Origin of the sequence: Nanhaiella sioensis (assembly GCF_046557775.1) — a bacterium.
Taxonomy (GTDB): Bacteria; Bacillota; Bacilli; order Bacillales; family SM2101; genus Nanhaiella; species Nanhaiella sioensis.
In genome coordinates this window covers 4,655,196-4,671,026 of record NZ_JBKAEG010000001.1, presented here as the reverse complement: position 1 = coordinate 4,671,026, position 15,831 = coordinate 4,655,196, and the positions used below count along the sequence as shown (strand labels likewise).

General features: G+C 32.9%; 22 protein-coding genes. 7 read left to right on the top strand and 15 right to left on the bottom strand.

Annotated elements, in window-relative coordinates; all coding sequences use genetic code 11:
- Positions 1-44 precede the first annotated feature (44 nt).
- Complete coding sequence (locus V1503_RS22100) at positions 45-629, bottom strand: hypothetical protein (RefSeq protein ID WP_410629169.1); 585 nt, start codon at positions 627-629, stop codon at positions 45-47.
- Positions 630-839: 210 nt separating this feature from the next.
- Here V1503_RS22100 and V1503_RS22095 point away from each other — a divergent pair, with 210 nt between their 5' ends.
- Positions 840-1,112 (top strand): hypothetical protein, encoded by a 273-nt coding sequence (locus V1503_RS22095; protein WP_410629168.1) that lies wholly within the window; start codon positions 840-842, stop codon positions 1,110-1,112.
- A 197-nt stretch (positions 1,113-1,309) separates the two neighbouring features.
- Here V1503_RS22095 and V1503_RS22090 read toward each other — a convergent pair whose 3' ends face one another.
- On the bottom strand, positions 1,310-1,396 hold the full coding sequence (locus V1503_RS22090) for a putative holin-like toxin (protein WP_410629497.1): 87 nt from the start codon (positions 1,394-1,396) through the stop codon (positions 1,310-1,312).
- Positions 1,397-1,836: 440 nt separating this feature from the next.
- Between V1503_RS22090 and V1503_RS22085 the strand changes: the two genes are divergently transcribed.
- The gene (locus V1503_RS22085; RefSeq protein ID WP_410629167.1) at positions 1,837-2,739 is read left to right on the top strand and encodes a glycerophosphodiester phosphodiesterase; all 903 of its coding nucleotides are present in this window, start codon (positions 1,837-1,839) and stop codon (positions 2,737-2,739) included.
- Between the two features lie 37 nt (positions 2,740-2,776).
- On the opposite strand, the gene V1503_RS22080 is transcribed toward V1503_RS22085, so the two are convergent.
- Both V1503_RS22080 and V1503_RS22075 read right to left on the bottom strand, forming a co-directional pair.
- Positions 2,777-3,547, bottom strand: a complete 771-nt coding sequence (locus tag V1503_RS22080; protein WP_214484845.1) for a sporulation protein — start codon at positions 3,545-3,547, stop codon at positions 2,777-2,779.
- A 98-nt stretch (positions 3,548-3,645) separates the two neighbouring features.
- A complete protein-coding gene (locus V1503_RS22075) occupies positions 3,646-3,819 on the bottom strand; it encodes a YozD family protein (protein ID WP_214484846.1) in 174 nt (57 codons plus the stop codon).
- Positions 3,820-4,262: 443 nt separating this feature from the next.
- On the opposite strand from V1503_RS22075, the gene V1503_RS22070 reads away from it, so the two are divergent.
- A complete protein-coding gene (locus tag V1503_RS22070; RefSeq protein WP_410629166.1) occupies positions 4,263-4,442 on the top strand; it encodes a hypothetical protein in 180 nt (59 codons plus the stop codon).
- A gap of 5 nt (positions 4,443-4,447) precedes the next feature.
- Here the strand turns inward: V1503_RS22070 and yodN are convergent, their stop codons facing one another.
- Together yodN and V1503_RS22060 are read right to left on the bottom strand one after the other, a co-directional pair.
- Positions 4,448-5,122 (bottom strand): germination protein YodN, encoded by a 675-nt coding sequence (gene yodN, locus V1503_RS22065; RefSeq protein ID WP_214484848.1) that lies wholly within the window; start codon positions 5,120-5,122, stop codon positions 4,448-4,450.
- 113 nt (positions 5,123-5,235) lie between these two features.
- On the bottom strand, positions 5,236-5,457 hold the full coding sequence (locus V1503_RS22060) for a YozE family protein (RefSeq protein ID WP_214484849.1): 222 nt from the start codon (positions 5,455-5,457) through the stop codon (positions 5,236-5,238).
- Between the two features lie 555 nt (positions 5,458-6,012).
- Here V1503_RS22060 and V1503_RS22055 point away from each other — a divergent pair.
- Positions 6,013-6,642 (top strand): YdbC family protein, encoded by a 630-nt coding sequence (locus tag V1503_RS22055; RefSeq protein WP_410629165.1) that lies wholly within the window; start codon positions 6,013-6,015, stop codon positions 6,640-6,642.
- Positions 6,643-6,859: 217 nt separating this feature from the next.
- On the opposite strand, the gene V1503_RS22050 is transcribed toward V1503_RS22055, so the two are convergent.
- From V1503_RS22050 to V1503_RS22035, 4 genes are all read right to left on the bottom strand, one after another.
- Entirely contained in the window at positions 6,860-7,405 is a 546-nt protein-coding gene (locus V1503_RS22050) for a hypothetical protein (protein WP_410629164.1), read from the bottom strand.
- 352 nt (positions 7,406-7,757) lie between these two features.
- Positions 7,758-8,075 (bottom strand): DUF6980 family protein, encoded by a 318-nt coding sequence (locus V1503_RS22045; protein ID WP_410629163.1) that lies wholly within the window; start codon positions 8,073-8,075, stop codon positions 7,758-7,760.
- A gap of 61 nt (positions 8,076-8,136) precedes the next feature.
- Entirely contained in the window at positions 8,137-8,379 is a 243-nt protein-coding gene (locus V1503_RS22040; RefSeq protein WP_410629162.1) for a hypothetical protein, read from the bottom strand.
- Positions 8,380-8,569: 190 nt separating this feature from the next.
- On the bottom strand, positions 8,570-8,797 hold the full coding sequence (locus tag V1503_RS22035) for a hypothetical protein (RefSeq protein ID WP_410629161.1): 228 nt from the start codon (positions 8,795-8,797) through the stop codon (positions 8,570-8,572).
- A gap of 246 nt (positions 8,798-9,043) precedes the next feature.
- Between V1503_RS22035 and V1503_RS22030 the strand changes: the two genes are divergently transcribed.
- Positions 9,044-9,349, top strand: a complete 306-nt coding sequence (locus V1503_RS22030) for a hypothetical protein (protein WP_410629160.1) — start codon at positions 9,044-9,046, stop codon at positions 9,347-9,349.
- A 316-nt stretch (positions 9,350-9,665) separates the two neighbouring features.
- On the opposite strand, the gene V1503_RS22025 is transcribed toward V1503_RS22030, so the two are convergent.
- The 4 genes from V1503_RS22025 to ablB all read right to left on the bottom strand — a co-directional run bounded on the left by V1503_RS22025 (position 9,666) and on the right by ablB (position 13,930).
- A complete protein-coding gene (locus V1503_RS22025; RefSeq protein WP_410629496.1) occupies positions 9,666-9,938 on the bottom strand; it encodes a YokU family protein in 273 nt (90 codons plus the stop codon).
- 17 nt (positions 9,939-9,955) lie between these two features.
- A complete protein-coding gene (gene kamA, locus V1503_RS22020; RefSeq protein ID WP_410629159.1) occupies positions 9,956-11,368 on the bottom strand; it encodes a lysine 2,3-aminomutase in 1,413 nt (470 codons plus the stop codon).
- 225 nt (positions 11,369-11,593) lie between these two features.
- Complete coding sequence (locus tag V1503_RS22015; RefSeq protein WP_352223931.1) at positions 11,594-12,991, bottom strand: sigma-54 interaction domain-containing protein; 1,398 nt, start codon at positions 12,989-12,991, stop codon at positions 11,594-11,596.
- A 78-nt stretch (positions 12,992-13,069) separates the two neighbouring features.
- Positions 13,070-13,930, bottom strand: a complete 861-nt coding sequence (gene ablB, locus V1503_RS22010; protein ID WP_410629158.1) for a putative beta-lysine N-acetyltransferase — start codon at positions 13,928-13,930, stop codon at positions 13,070-13,072.
- Between the two features lie 269 nt (positions 13,931-14,199).
- Between ablB and V1503_RS22005 the strand changes: the two genes are divergently transcribed.
- On the top strand, positions 14,200-14,481 hold the full coding sequence (locus tag V1503_RS22005; RefSeq protein WP_410629157.1) for an alpha/beta-type small acid-soluble spore protein: 282 nt from the start codon (positions 14,200-14,202) through the stop codon (positions 14,479-14,481).
- 12 nt (positions 14,482-14,493) lie between these two features.
- Positions 14,494-14,757 (top strand): DNA alkylation repair protein, encoded by a 264-nt coding sequence (locus tag V1503_RS22000; RefSeq protein WP_214484268.1) that lies wholly within the window; start codon positions 14,494-14,496, stop codon positions 14,755-14,757.
- 326 nt (positions 14,758-15,083) lie between these two features.
- Here the strand turns inward: V1503_RS22000 and V1503_RS21995 are convergent, their stop codons facing one another.
- Positions 15,084-15,683: a DUF6944 family repetitive protein gene (locus tag V1503_RS21995; RefSeq protein WP_214484267.1), complete on the bottom strand. Its 600-nt coding sequence runs from the start codon at positions 15,681-15,683 to the stop codon at positions 15,084-15,086.
- Between the last annotated feature and the right edge of the window lie 148 nt (positions 15,684-15,831).

Below are 15,831 nucleotides of genomic sequence, written 5' to 3'. Positions count from 1 at the left end.
CATGCAAAAGACACTCTGGTAATTGGAGAGTACCCGTGTGTTACTTATGTGTACCTGATTATCGTTAGATATGGTCTAAAATAAGTTGGTGTTAAATTAGGAACTTCATTGATAAGGTCGGATACCTGTATAGTAATAGGTTCTCCCATCATCCCGTTATAAAGAAAAGTTTTAGATATTGGTATACCTAGATCAGAGGCGTTGTCAGGTGTATTGTCTATAATTGTACTAGATTCATCAAACAAGCTTGTTCCATTATAGATCTTAAATCCAAGTAGTTGCCCATCTCTCCCAATATCAGGATTACCGCCTTCTACTAGACAAATCATACCGTATGTGATTTGATAAAAGCCATTCGCAGGAAGAATGATTGCGTTGGGATTATTAGCATCATTATTTATAAAGCCACCCGTACATGGTTGATTTGAATCAGTAAGCAGCACTGTTTGTGTTATATTATTTACTGAAATAGGCGTAGCGGATGTGTTAAAAAGACCGCAAATACCTAGTGCACTACCAGGTGTTCCTGGATTACCCATTGGTCCTTGTGGTCCTTGTTTCCCTGGTGGCCCTTGAGGACCTTGAGGTGGTGGTGGAACTATTCTACATGCACAATTTTTATCATTCATTAGAAATTTTCACCCTCTAAAATTGTATTTATTTTATATGTATGGATTTTTGCTGTAGAAGGCTGGGCTATCATAATAACGTGACAAAAATGTACTTAAGTCTATGTTAATACTCCATATTTTCCAATAACAACTATAAAATATACTAGCCTTGAATAATGTTAATAACATCAATCAAACTTTGCTATATTTATTTTGGGAGGGATATTGATGCGTCTTATTTATAGTATTTTAAGGGAAATACATCAATCAAATTTACCTAAGGCACAAGATTACAATATGAAGTATTATGAATTTAGAAAAGTAATCCACTACATTAAAGAGCATAATTACATAAAGGACGAAATTATTACTTTTACCGATATATTTTTAGGTGGAGCAAAACTTACTGAGGAAGGATTAGATTTTTTAGCTAATAATAAACGTTATGAAGATGAATACCCTTCAAAAAAGGATATCCCTTTTTGGGTTAGGAAAGAATAGAGAAAGTATAGGAAGATTCCTAGGTTGTACATTTTCCAACAAATATGATATTCTAATCATAGACTAGCAGTAACTGCATACAATAAGAAAGACCGCAAGTGCTCGCAACACTCACGGTCCTACAATAGGCGATTCTTCAGAGGATCGGCTGATATATCTAAAAAGATAGACCGCAACCCTATTCCGTTAAGGGCGGTCTATTTTTTATGTTGAAATGAAAGAATCGCTACGACTAATGTTGCAAAAGCAATCATGAGCATTATCCCTTCAAATGTAGTCAACATAGGCATCACCTCCCTTCGCAAGGAGTATGAAGCCGACCACCCTTTAGCTACCGAACTATTGTATTCCAATTATACCATAGTTACCCATATTATCGTATGTTGGTCTCATCAAACTTGTCTATTTAACATAATAAAAGTTCCAATTATTCATCTGAACAACTGAAACTAATGGACTCAACAATTATTGTGCTTTCAAGGTTTATTATCTCCTTTAGCTGTATATATTGCTCCATATTAGACGACTTATGCGTAGCACGGTTCTGAAATAACGTGATTTATAAAAAGAATTATTAAGTTGGAAAATATAGGAAAATCCGTCACAACCATCAAAGTTATTAGACGACTGTTAACAGAATTAGTAAAAATATGCCTAAGCATGTTTACATGTACGTTTAAGCTTGCATATAATAATGTAATTTTATTATGGGAAGGAGGACGTGATGTATAAGCTAATGTTGATGTTGTTCAGTATTTATTTTTTTCTTTCCTCGGCATTTGTCTATGGGCAAATGTTAATAAATGATTCTATCATATTTATAGCCCACCGGGGAGCATCCGCTTATGCCCCAGAAAATACTTTTTCAGCATTCGATAAGGCAGTTAAAATGGATGCTGATTATATAGAAGTTGATGTACAAATGACAAAAGACTCGCATTTAGTCATTATTCACGATCTAACGGTTGACAGAACGACGAATGGAACTGGTTATGTAAAAAACTTAACACTAATAGAATTACAGCAGTTGGATGCAGGTAGTTGGTTTCATACAAAATATGCAAATGAACAAATACCTACATTATCAGATGTTATAGAACAATATAGCCGACATATTGGCATTATGATTGAAATTAAAAACCCTTCACATTATCCAGGTATAGAAGAAAAAATAGTGCAAGTACTTCAAAAATACCAAAGCGAACAAAACTTGCTGCAGCATATTAAAGTACAATCATTTAACGAAGCCTCTATGGTGAAATTCCATTCACTGCTCCCTTCAATTTCTTCCGGAATCATTATTGATAAATCAACCTCACCTTATCAAATCCTACAATATTCAGGTATATTTGATTTCATATCAGTTCATAAGTATTTTGTAACAGACGTACTAATAAAAACAGCCCATTCTATTGATGTCAGCATTTTTGCTTGGACGATTGATCGTTCTGAAACTGCAAACAGGCTTGCTATAAACGAACCTATTGACGGAATCATAAGTAATAAACTAATGACTAAGAATGATATGACTAATAAGCAATTAGTATTATACGAAAATTTTTGTGTTATGCCATCAGGGAACTTAAATGAACAGCTTATTTCACAAGAAGAAAAGTCAAAAGGTTGAGCTTTCAGTCAACCTCTTGACTTTCTTATCATTTTATTTAGCAATATCTCTCGATTAGTTCTTTCATTTTTTGTGTAAGATAATCCATATCATTAGTTGTAACTGTAAAACGGATGATGGATTCGTCCATTTCCAACGCTTCTGCTAAAAAGCCACCCAGACCTCTCGCTCGACGGTCTACTTCCATAAGTACTTCAACACTGTCATGTGATTGAGGGAAGAATACTAACTCCAACTCATCTAACTTACCTCTAAATGGTCCACTCGTAGGAAAAAACTCAAACTCTTGAATAAATGGCAAACGCCCTTTCATACTATACGGAGCTTGTTCACTTTCAACTTCACGCAGACGAAAACCAAGTTCGTTAATTGAGTTAAAAATAGCAGTTGTTAAAGGCATCGGCTCTACTAAAATGTAATCCTTGTCACTAGGATCAACAGCATTTTTAATGTCTAATCCTGTTTGAATCCATACTTTTGTTTTACCCATTGTAACAGGAGTGTCAATAGGTAGCTCAAATGAGAAGGGGATTTCTTTTGCTTCCCCAGCCTTTATTGTAAAAGGTTCATTAATTTTAAACTTTCCAATATCAACTTGTCTATTAACCTTTGTATCATTAACTTCTTTAATATAAGTTGTTTTGACAGACAAATAGATTGAATCGATGTCCTGATCAACATTACCACCAGTTAGTTCAACAATACCTTTTACTTCTTCACCAGCTACTAATCGGTCATTATACAGCTTTGTATCAACTGTTGTCGAACCAATTCCAATACTTGCAAACATTTTATTAAAAAATGACATATTCATATCCTCCCATTTTCGCAAATATATTGACTAATCCTATTATACTATAAACACCATGTTCAAATAGGAAGTATTTTCAATAATTTTTTGCAGTCTTAGTCGGTATCAAATTCCTCGTCAATGATGTTCTTCTTCAGTAAATATTCAAAAGTGATATCTGCTATATCTAAGAGATCTTCTGCGTGTGGAATATGTCCTCTCTTTAGTAATTCATTAAAGAAAAACTCAGCAATTTCTTCTGTATCAATCACTACATTGATTTCACTCATTACATTTACCGCCTCCTTTTTTACAGTTTTATGTGTGAAATTTTTACGATATACCAAAAGATTCAAATCATGACACGAACATTATTTTTTGCAAAGGGTTTATTCGCATTATTTGTTACTTTTTATAATGGGATGTTTCCTACTAAAAAACCTTGGCAGCTTTCTTCTAACGATGACTGTTGATTAAAACAACATCCTTATCTTCTATTTAGGGACTATAGGAATAAAGCTTATGAAAAGAGCGTTATAAGTGGGGCTAATTACGAATATGACTAACGTTCGGGGCATTTTTTTCTCTAAACACTATAAGAATCATATCATACACATCAGTTATTCAAATGTGGGTGGAAAAGTTAATGAAAAGAATCTTTGAAAAACATGTATATTATGTAATGACATTACATATCGTGTAATAAAAGTTAAGTTTTTTAGGAGGGCTATGTATGTATGCAAAGCAAGTAACTTATGTAAAGCCTCATGCGGAAAGTGAGGAGATGGATGTTGTAAGTGGACAAGCTTTTGACAGTTTATTAGAAAAGGTTACAAATGGGATGTTTGAATGCATCAAATATGTTGGTTTGCCTTACTTGATCTACATCTTAATTAAATTTTTTCAATTATAAAATTATTATCTACTTAAATAAAGTGATAGTTTTTCTAAATGATAGAAAATAATATCCATTATTTTTTTATATTCCTCATCCTGAAATGTTTCATATAGGCGTTTGTAGTCGTTATAAATATCTAAATAGTAGTCAATCAATTGTAAATATTTTTTTTTAATATACGTACGACTTTGATCAGATTCTTCTACATAAGAAGGTGAAAAATGATCTAATTCCTTATGTTTTAAATATTTTAACGTTACATGTTTTTTTGTTAATACTTCACTACTATCTTTATCAGATAATAGAACTAGCTCTTCTTCACTGACTTCAAGCCACTCCCCCTCATTAATGCTTACGAGTTCATAAATAATATCAACAGCAACCTCAGCTTGATAATGCCATATTTCTGTTCTTATTCCTATTACTTTGAATAAGGTGTTTCCATATTCTAACACCTTCACAATATCACCAAAATAAAATTTATAATCGATTTCCATTTTTTCAATTTCAACATTATTTTCATAGTCAGCTAATAACTGAATCGCATTTTGGACATATAACTGATCACTGTAATTTACTTCATATAAAATTAACCCATCTATCATGGTGACATTTGTAATCATCCCAACAGTACCATACTTGGAAATGACAACTACATCACCGACTTTAAATTGTGGTTTTTTTTCATTCTTCAAATGTATTAACCCCCTTGCTGTAAGCTACATTCTAATACATTATTATATGCAGCTAGATCAGAAGAGGGATAAATCAATTTAACTTCATGACATGATATTTTAAAGTTATATTTCTAATGTTCCTCATGAGCTCTATATAGCTCCCAAGCTGTATCAAATATTGACATACTGGCTAAGTACGAACCATTCATTTCTAAATACGTGCTAATTTCATTATAATCAAAAGAATTTTTAGGAAAGCCATGATCTTGGTAAGCATTGTTTGCAAAGCCCCCGATATCAGTCTTTGCTTTAGGTTCCCTATATGTCATAAGATAATGATAAAATGATTTCAAAGCTACTACCTCTCAATCTCATATACATGATATTAATTGTGTTCATTGTGTTTATATTAACTTTTTATATAACTATGGGTCAATTATTTTCACCTTACTTGTCTCGTGGTACCTTGTTTTACTAACATGCAGTGGGTTTTTATCATGATCTAAGAGGAACACAAACTTTTCTAACAGAGTTCTGCAATCCCTTCGTAGCTGAATTATTTAAGTATTTAAAAAGGTACTTAAACAAATTCTCTGCCCTCAATACAAATCCAGCCTCTTGCTGAATTTTCATAAACCTAGTATCAGAAAGAAATCAAAAAATAAACACGAACAACTAGATAACTATTTTTTACTGTAATTATTTTTCACCCAGCTCCAACGTGCAACATAGGAGCTACTATTACCTCAATTAGATCATACATATGTTGTACTCACACGCAAGTGTCTACATCAAAAGTCGTATATAAATTACTTCATCTTATTGATGTAATTATTGTAAAAGTAGTACAAGATTGAAGGAGTATACAGTCCTTGTAAATTTTTTTAAATCTTTAATGAGGTGATAGGATGTTAATTAAATGGATCGTTTGTAATGTACCATTACATAAGAGAAGACAGTTTTCAATTGCACAAGAACAATGGAGATCACTCCAAAATATAGATGGTTTTCTAGGTCAAATTGGAGGGTGGGATATAAATACACCTACTAAAGCATGTATTATCGCTTTGTGGAAGGATCATTCCTCATATAAGTTATTCATGAAGAATAAGCATGATGAAATCATAGAAGGTAATCATCAAATGAACGAATATGATAGTATTAAAGTTGAAATTTTTGAAAACAATTTAAAAGTAATGAACTTTAATATAAGTGAGGTTCTACAAAAAGCAACATTTTTAAACGTCGAAAAAGGCACCTGTACAAAAGAGAGGCAAAACCATTTTGAAAAGAGTCAAAATTCATTATGTGATACAAAAATGAATGAAAATAAAGATATGCTAGGATGGATGTTTAGGAATAATCAGCGTACATACTTAATAGCTTCATTATGGAACAATATAGAAGTCGATAATATATATACAAAACAATTATTACCCAAAGTAAATGAACAATTAACAATAAAGAAAAATTCACGCCAGATGAAAGAGAATTTAGTACAGTTGGATAGAAGTTGGTTAGTAAGTTGTAATATATAAGCACTCATAAAAAACAAGGACGTCATGTTAATGAAAACTTATATTATATATTGTTAACGGGATACATAACATCATAGAATTGTATCCCAACTCAATTATAATATAAGTTTTTAATCATTATACAAACCCAAATTACATAAAGCTATCGTCAATGAAATTGAATGTACTATTTTTTGTTAGAAAGAGTATCATCATTTATTTTAAGTAGCTAACCTTTTTACATACCTCTACTAAAAAAACGTTTATATTTTTTAAAAGCTTTATATGGTGGAAGATTGACCGTTTCATCAGGTTGGTAGCATACCCTGTCATGATACGGCATCTCTAACATTTGCCATTTAAAATCTTCCTCTGTACATTTTATAAAAAAATCATACCCTTCATCATCAGAAGGAAATAGAGTCAATCTTGCCTCTTCGTAATTTAACGCAGTATCGATGGCATCTCGTAGCTCGGTTAAAGCAGCACGATTACCAATTAAAAACGCATTTCCATGCCACGATTGCTGCCCATATATATGACACGTAGGCATAGATTCATCCTCCTCATAAAAAAGATTGTTATATACTTTTTCAAGCTGATGTAGAATTTCTTTTGGTTTAGTAACATCTAGATAGGTGTCCATGCCCCATTCCGAATCCCTTTGTCCACCACCCCAAAACTGTGAGATAAACTCATCATAAAGAGCATTATTTTCAACAAATAAATACCTTTCTGACCTATCATCTAAATCTCCGATGAAATAATAGCAGTGAATTTGCATTTCTTCTTTTTTATACAAATAATGATATAAGATTTCTGCTATTTTTTCTGTTTTACATATTTTAAATTTAAATTATTTCGCCCTTTTCGGCTTTAGTAAACCATTGACAAAGGGTGTCTTTGGAATATAGATAGCTGTAAACAAATCAGTATTTGACACGACTAAAAACACCTCTGTTAAATTTATTGTCTCATCCTACTTTGTCTTTATTATTATGATGACCATGCTTGTAAGATTATTGCAAATAATCATGAAGGTTTACGCCCGCATTATGAAAAATTTTATGAGTAGATATTTAATTATGGTCGTGGACTAAAAGACCAGTTGTTAAAATAAGGAATTGTAAATGTTTTCAAAACTTAATCTTTGATTTATACCACTTATCTGTCAAGAACTCATCAGGAATCCTCTGTTCTGTTGGGTCATCAAATCCTAATTTATAAAGTGTTTCAAACCATAAATCCCTTTTCGATTCCGGAAGTTTGTTCCCGCACCATGGACAGTAATAAATTGTTAAAACAGAGGTACCTCCATCATGAATGATTAACCCATACTCATCTAAGTTCTCTGTATAGTGTATTAGACTATCGGGACAATCAAAAATATTAGGATGTTGTTTACATTTGAAATTAACGTAGTGTGTCATTGTTTCACAGCAATGTTGCTCCATTCTTATGCCTCCAAACTATAAATAATACAATACATTTTAAATGATCAAATATTATTTAAATTTAAGGTACTAATAAAACAATTAGTGCAATTGATACAACTAGACTAAATAATACTGATAATGTTTTTATCCACCATTTATCTTTAATTACTATTAAAAAAAGTGACGTTAAGATAACAAACGACCATTTTGCAAACTCAATGTTCATTGATTTGGATGATATAGCCTCTGGTAAGATAGCTGTTGTAAAAAAAAGTAATAATCCGATAATCCAAGAGTAAATCATTAATCGAAAAAGCCACAAAGTTTATACTCCCCCATAAAAAACTCAGAATTTAATGGTATTTAGAGGTATAAAATTAATAATAATCCATTTTAAATTACCTATTAAAAGAATCCTTATATGTAAAATTCACCTCTAGTCATTAATATACTTGTAACAAAAAACTTTTTACGATGACAACAGCCCCACTATCCCTTGATTTGCTGGTGTGTTAAGAAAAATGCCTTTTTTCCTTTCTTTTTTCTAACCTAGGCTGAATATATTTTTCAATTACCTTTACACCTAAATATGTATTTACAAGTCCTACTATAATAGCAATCACTAACATACTAACCCCAGTAGTGTCTTTTATCACAATTGGCTTAAGTAACGAAAAAGCTATAGATAAACTTATAGGTAATGTCAACCCTACCCATAAACCTGTATACAATATAAACATTTCTTTTCTCCATCATACTTGTCGTTTAACACGTTTTTTCTTATTCCATTATGGCTAAAGTTGTTGTAACATATCAAAGTTAAATATTGTTAATACTTGCACTCATTAGTACTGTGAGAAACAAACGATCCTTCTGTATTAAATAAGTGAAATGAAAAAGGCTACTTTATTAACAATTTTTCAAATTAAATCATCAAAGTATAGGTATTATATTAATGACGCCTTATAATTTGGAGTAAACCATACATGTACCGCTTAAAATTTTTTGTTTATCAATTCATGTTATTTATTACACTTATAGTTATCAATTTATATACCGATAAATATTTAAGTAAACCGTTTGATCGAATTGATTTATTAGCTATTGGTATAAGCTTACCTCTCCTTATATTAATAATTATGTTATTTGACAGGTCTTATAAACGGTTCAATGCTATTCAATTAAAAAATAGGATAGTATTATCAATAATTGCATTTGTTTTTGCAGCTTCTTTTTTGGCTTTATTGGATAATATAATGTTTGAAATTACGGGAAAGATGCTATTCTTTTAGAAAAACTAAACTGCCTAACAATGGTCATTTTTTTTAAAATACAGAATGCAGTAGAGCTGCTGTAATTAATAAGTTCATTCATTTTTCTTTATAGAGATTTGAAATTATATTATTATAAATGTTCTTGACACTTTTACGAAAAAGGAAACCATACAGTAACAATTTTGGAACGCTATATAAATTTTGTAAAAAAAACCTGCTTCTTATAAAATCAGAAGCAGATATTTCAAACATTCAAGGACGTAATAATTGAGCATGCTGATATATCAATGTTTTTACTTACTACTTGTAGCAAACATGTTTATAACAGATTTAATTAAAACTTGAAGTAATTCTTCTTTAATAAACGTGGTATTGCTAACAGTTCCTCATAAGTAATTGACTGTTGGATTTGCTCAGTATTGATTAACAACAGTTGCTCTTCTATTGTGTCTACTATTGCTTCTTCTTGATATTCGATACCACACGTTAAACATGTAATGCATGGTACAGCATTAATCTGTATAGCCTTCGAACCATCTGGTAATTCCCAATAAACAGTATTTTGTTCGTGTTTTATTTTATCCGATTCACACCATTGACAACCGATTTGATTAACCATTTGTATCAAGCCTCTTTTGTTGATTCGTTATTTTTTTCTAATTTTTGTATTTGTGATTGATATTTTTTTTCTTTTAATACATCTCGTTTTTCTCTTTTATCTTTTAATGAACTATGATCAGGGTTTTGGTCATAGTCTTGACGTCGGTTTAGTCTTGATACCCCTTCAGGAATAAGGTTAAATTGTTCCTCATTCATTAAACCCGCTATCCCAATTGATGATTTCTTCTCATCCATAGATGGATAAATTTCTTTAAAATACCCATCGGCTTTACCCGGTACATAGTTTTCTGGCTCAGGGTATGTCGTAATAACACCTTCAAAATTACGTAACACAACTTTGTCTGCACTTTGGGAGATCAAATAATTAGGTTGAACAGCAATTTTACCTCCTCCACCAGGTGCATCAACTACGAAAGTCGGTACCGCATATCCTGATGTGTGCCCTCGTAATCCTTCTATAATTTCAATACCTTTAGAAACAGGTGCCCTAAAATGGCTTATTCCTTCTGAGAGATCACACTGATAAATATAGTAAGGACGCACACGTATTTTTACTAAATCATGCATGAGCTTCTTCATAATCGGAACACTATCATTGATACCAGCTAAAATTACAGATTGATTCCCTAAAGGAACACCAGCATTTGCAAGCATTTCACATGCTCTTTTTGATTCTTCTGTAATCTCTATTGATGTATTAAAATGAGTATTTAACCAAATTGGATGGTATTTTTTTAAAATTTTGCACAAGTTTTCAGTAATCCTTTGTGGAAACACGACAGGAGCCCTTGTTCCTATACGGATAATTTCTACATGTGGGATGTCTCTTAAGTTTTTTAGAATATATTCTAAAATATTGTCATTGATTAAAAGTCCATCGCCTCCTGATATTAAAACATCACGAACTTCTTTTGCATCCCTAATATATGCAATTGCAGCATCGAGCTGTTTTTTCGGTACTCCCATACCAATTTGACCTGAGAAACGACGTCTCGTGCAATATCTACAATACATTGAGCATTGATTTGTTACGAGAAACAATACGCGGTCAGGATACCGGTGTGTTAAGCCTGGAACAGGAGAATCTTCATCTTCATACAATGGGTCTTCTAGATCGTATTGTGTTTTATAGATTTCGTTTGCAACTGGAACAGATTGCATTCTTATTGGACATCGTGGATCATCAGGATTCATTAATGAAGCATAATATGGTGTTATATTTAACGGAATAGTTTTCGTCGATATTCTAACTCCTTCTTCTTCTTCAGGGGTTAGGTTAATAACCTTCCTTAAATCATCTAACGTTCGAATGGTATTCGTAAGCTGCCAAATCCAGTCGTTCCATTCCACCTCAGATGTATCCTTCCATAATTCTATATCTTTCCAATGTCTAGAAGGTTTATATAAATCAAACATTTACAATCTCCTCTTTTCACATTTTTATATTTATCTAGCAACTTTCATGCCAATGAATACTATTAGTATCGTAACGATAGTAATAAGACGTGCAAACAATACGTTTCATCCTACATTTCTTCATATTCAACGGCTGGAAGAAAAAAATTCAAAATAATTTGTTGTAGCATTTTCTGTTTTTTTAGCTACGATAAACAAAAAACTGCCAATAATTTGGCAGTTATCCTAAAGGTTAAACTTTTTCATTTTATATTGAAGCGTTTGTCTAGGGATTTGTAGCATCTTCGCTGCTTGTTGAATATTACCTTGGGCTGTTTGTATTGCTGATTCAATCATCGTTTTTTCAGTTTGGCTTAGCACTTCTCTTAGCGGCTTAATTGTCTGATGTCGTTCAATTAGCACTTCATTGTTTTTTTTCACAATGGAAATGATGTTATGTGGAATATGCTCTAATGTTAATTCTTTACCGTCAAGTAAGGTCATCGCATACTCGACGGTATGCTTTAATTCCCTTATGTTCCCCGGCCATGAATAATTGTTAATATATTCATAAACCTCTTCGTTTATATGTATTGCCCCCATTGCAGAAGATTGATTATAACTAGCTACAAAATACTTAAGCAGAAATGATATATCATCTTTCCTTGCTCTCAAGGGAGGTATTTCTAGTGATAAAACGTTTAAGCGATAATACAAGTCAGGTCTAAGTTGGTTGTTTTTTAAACAATTAGCAGGAGTTTCATTTAATGCCACGATAACCCTCACATCTACTTGATACGCAAACTCACTCCCTACTCGTCTAACTAACCCATCCTCTAATACACGTAAAAGTTTAGCTTGAAGTTCTAGTGGCATTGAATTTATTTCATCTAAGAATAGCGTACCTCCATGTGCGATTTCGAATAAACCAGGACGATCAACAGCACCTGTGTAGCTTCCTTTTACTGTTCCAAATAACAAGCCCTCTAGTAAATTTTCTGGTAAAGCTGCACAGTTTTGCACGATAAAAGCCCCTGATTTACGTATAGACTCATTGTGAATAGCATGTACAAGCAATTCCTTTCCGCTACCAGTCTCTCCGTATACGAGTACAGTAGAAGCGTTCTTAGCTATTTTTTTTGCCTGCTCCTTCACATGCTCAACAGCTTTATTTACAGTTAAAATATCTTCAAACGTGTATTTTGCCCCATTTATCTTCTTAGGTTTTTTTGTAGTAATATTCAGCTTAGACTGTAGATCCATGAGCTTCTGTGAAAGTAATTTCATTTTCGAATAATCTTTAGCGATTTCTACCGCTCCAACTATGTTATCATTTACAATAATCGGTATCGTTGTGTTGACTGTATCGATTAACTCCCCCCGAATGTTTTTATACGTTTGCGGTAAATGAAAAATAGGTTTTTTTGATGCTATGACCTTCAACAAAGTACTTGTTTTTTCTGTCAGTGATGGGAATGCATGAAGTAAGTGTTTCCCTAAAACTTCCTCTATCGACACTCCGTCATGCTTGGCTGCTATATTATTATAGAAAATGGTCACTCCATTATTGTCTACTACATGAATTGCTTCATCTATACTTCCTAATATTGCTTTAACCATTTCCTCTGTGTTTACCTGTTCGATAAACAAATGGTAGCCCCCTTCTAAAATGATGCTTAAATATCGGCAATAAGTGCCAGAATATTGGCATTATTAATATCGTTAATTACTTGATAAATCTTTCACCCACACATTCATATCTTCAAGCTTATCAAATATATAACAATTATTTTTAAGCCTTCCTGTATACGAGTAGCCTAATTGCTTTAGCACAGCATTCATACCGTATGAAAGTGCACGAGCGATTGAATAAGCACAATAAATATTGTGATTTATTAGTTCCTGTTCTAATTGTAATAGGAGGATTTTCATCAAACCAAATTTACGATGCTGTGTCAAAGTTGCGCAGTCAGTTAATTCTGCATTATTGTACTCTTGATTGATTTCTGCAGAGGCTGCGCTCACGATTTCAGCTTGATGCTCAACCACGAAGAAAATTGTTCCGTTATTTATGATCTTAGTTATGTAATTCGGATCGTTTAATGGCGTAGGATATATTTCGAAGACAGTGGCATAAAGCTTTGCTAAGTGATTAGCATCAGCATGAGTTGCTTTTCTCACTATATAACCGTCTGGTAGTTGCGGTCGAAGATCACTATCCTCTAGTTTTTGAACTGCTGTAAGTATTTTATCTTCTTCTATCCAATTATTACTTGCATATCGAGAATCGTCATAATACTTACACATACAATACGCATCACTACCATTAAACATTTTTTGAAAAACTGCCTCTAACATAAAACCATGCTGCAAAAAAATATGTAAATGCTCATTTCTCACCTTTACAATTCCTTTGGTAAAACAATTTGTTTGTATTAATTCATTGATGACTACAAGTAATGACCCAACATCTCCTCGGTAGTCATCAATTTTTAGTCGTTTATTGAAATAATCTAATGTTACTTCTGCAGTAAAAGTCTTTTCCTTTAGTTGAATATGATCGAAGTACTTTTTAACAGCCAAAGCTTCTTCCCCCTTTATAATAAATGGTAACAAATTTACCAGTTTTTTTCACCATTTATTGTTGTAGCATACTGTTTACCTATAGGCTCTTTTTCGACAAATTTTTGTTGTTATTGTTGTAAACTAGAGTTTAAACTATTTTGAACATCGTCGGAACAGCAAAGTCCGTACTGAAAAGATTTAAATTTTTATAGCTAGAGAAAAAATTAATATTTTACTGAATGAGTTTTACAATTGTGGTCAATATATACCATAAGGAGGGATAAAATATGTCACGTTCCCGGAAAAAGCTCCTCGTTCCTGAAGCTAGGGAGGCCGTTACACATTTTAAACTTAAAGTAATGGAACAGCAAGGTTATCGAACATTGACAAATGATGCTAACAGTCTTAAATATGAAATAGCAAAAGACAAAAACATACCCCTATCTCATGATTACAATGGTCACATAACATCTACTGATGCAGGTAAAATTGGTGGTCAAATAGGTGGGACGATGGTAAAAGAACTGGTTAAGATGGGGAAAAAACTATACGTCAATAACAAACAATAGGAGGTTTCATATATGCCAAGCTATAGCTGTCCATCATGTCAAGCTAGAAGCCGTTTCAATATGATAGATCAAGTTGTTACGCCTGTTAAAATTAACTTAGAGAATGGAGAAGTAGAAGAGCTGAACAACCTCGAGCCGTTTCATCTGCAATATAACGGGCCAGCAAGAAAGCTTCAATGCGCAAGCTGTGGATTAATCGAAGACGAGCAGCGATTCATAAAAATGGCAGAACATTTTCAAAATGAGCATAGCCATTCTCCTCCAACAAATTCTTAAAGACCTCATTCTACCACATACAAAGTCTGACGTTGTTTGTCAGATTTTTTTACATAAAGGCTATTTTCATGTTTTTCGAGCTAGCAAATAAACACGAATACAGCTAAATTACGTGGCATCTTTTCTTCTACTAAAGTGATGACTTTTGAGTAACACGTCAACTTTATTTTCTTGATGTTTCAAAATCGAAAATAGCCTGTTGATGCTTTGTGCTAACTTTATACGTAGATCATATATCTCGCGTTTTTATGACCTATTCATTAGCACACACTGGGATATGTGATTTTTTAACAAAATCAACATTACAAAGCTTGCGAAAAACACCGTTAATTATCATTTAAGAGCTGTGTTTCTTTCGTCAGCCCTATAGCCGCTAATGAGGCTCCAATTACTTGTAGCCAGCTCCCAACTCTAGCAATTTGTTCACCTAAGTCCTCTTGCCCTTGTAAAATGTAAACAATCCCTATAGCATCTAATGCAGTTCCAAGTGTCTGAAGCCCATTGCCAATAACACCAAAGCTTTGGTACTCTGACTCCTCCATACTAGCTCCTATTGCTTCAAACGCAGCTCCTATTGATTGGACTATATTACCAAGCAAGTAGACCTGAAAACCTTCCTCTTCTTCACCTAATATATCTATCTCATTACCTACTACATTTGTTACATTCCCGCCTGCTTGCAGCCAGCTACCAATGATCAATAACGTCTCAGCCTCTTCAGCTCCACTTGCTGGTAAGTCTTGTTCTCTCCCTACAGCCTGTAGTGAATTACCCACTGCTTCTAAGCCATTTCCTATACTAATTAACTCCTCGGCTATTCCAGCTTCCTCTGGAATTTGTTCAGATTGGCCAATCGCAGCAATAACTGTACCTGCTACTTGTAACCAAGCACCTATAACTTCAAGTTGCTGACCTCGACTGACCATTCGTAACCCACCAATCTTCTTTTTGTTATGCTTATCATATTCAACAATAGAAGATTTATTTTATTGAAAAGCCTAATTTTTTAGCACATTTTTTATGAATTGTAGTATTTTTGTTAGTTTTTTGGATGCTTCCGTAGAGGGTGTGAAA

Bases quoted from the DNA above. Each gene is read 5' to 3' on its own strand.
- V1503_RS22005 (WP_410629157.1), top strand. From the start codon at position 14,200: ATGTCACGTTCCCGGAAAAAGCTCCTCGTTCCTGAAGCTAGGGAGGCC.
- V1503_RS22050 (WP_410629164.1), bottom strand. From the start codon at position 7,405: ATGCAAATTCACTGCTATTATTTCATCGGAGATTTAGATGATAGGTCA.
- V1503_RS22085 (WP_410629167.1), top strand. From the start codon at position 1,837: ATGTATAAGCTAATGTTGATGTTGTTCAGTATTTATTTTTTTCTTTCC.
- kamA (WP_410629159.1), bottom strand. From the start codon at position 11,368: ATGTTTGATTTATATAAACCTTCTAGACATTGGAAAGATATAGAATTA.
- V1503_RS22035 (WP_410629161.1), bottom strand. From the start codon at position 8,797: ATGTTTATATTGTATACAGGTTTATGGGTAGGGTTGACATTACCTATA.
- V1503_RS22095 (WP_410629168.1), top strand. From the start codon at position 840: ATGCGTCTTATTTATAGTATTTTAAGGGAAATACATCAATCAAATTTA.
- V1503_RS22090 (WP_410629497.1), bottom strand. From the start codon at position 1,396: ATGTTGACTACATTTGAAGGGATAATGCTCATGATTGCTTTTGCAACA.
- V1503_RS22030 (WP_410629160.1), top strand. From the start codon at position 9,044: ATGTACCGCTTAAAATTTTTTGTTTATCAATTCATGTTATTTATTACA.
- V1503_RS22045 (WP_410629163.1), bottom strand. From the start codon at position 8,075: ATGGAGCAACATTGCTGTGAAACAATGACACACTACGTTAATTTCAAA.
- V1503_RS22080 (WP_214484845.1), bottom strand. From the start codon at position 3,547: ATGTCATTTTTTAATAAAATGTTTGCAAGTATTGGAATTGGTTCGACA.
- V1503_RS22070 (WP_410629166.1), top strand. From the start codon at position 4,263: ATGTATGCAAAGCAAGTAACTTATGTAAAGCCTCATGCGGAAAGTGAG.
- V1503_RS22055 (WP_410629165.1), top strand. From the start codon at position 6,013: ATGTTAATTAAATGGATCGTTTGTAATGTACCATTACATAAGAGAAGA.
- V1503_RS22100 (WP_410629169.1), bottom strand. From the start codon at position 629: ATGAATGATAAAAATTGTGCATGTAGAATAGTTCCACCACCACCTCAA.
- V1503_RS21995 (WP_214484267.1), bottom strand. From the start codon at position 15,683: ATGGTCAGTCGAGGTCAGCAACTTGAAGTTATAGGTGCTTGGTTACAA.
- V1503_RS22000 (WP_214484268.1), top strand. From the start codon at position 14,494: ATGCCAAGCTATAGCTGTCCATCATGTCAAGCTAGAAGCCGTTTCAAT.
- V1503_RS22075 (WP_214484846.1), bottom strand. From the start codon at position 3,819: ATGAGTGAAATCAATGTAGTGATTGATACAGAAGAAATTGCTGAGTTT.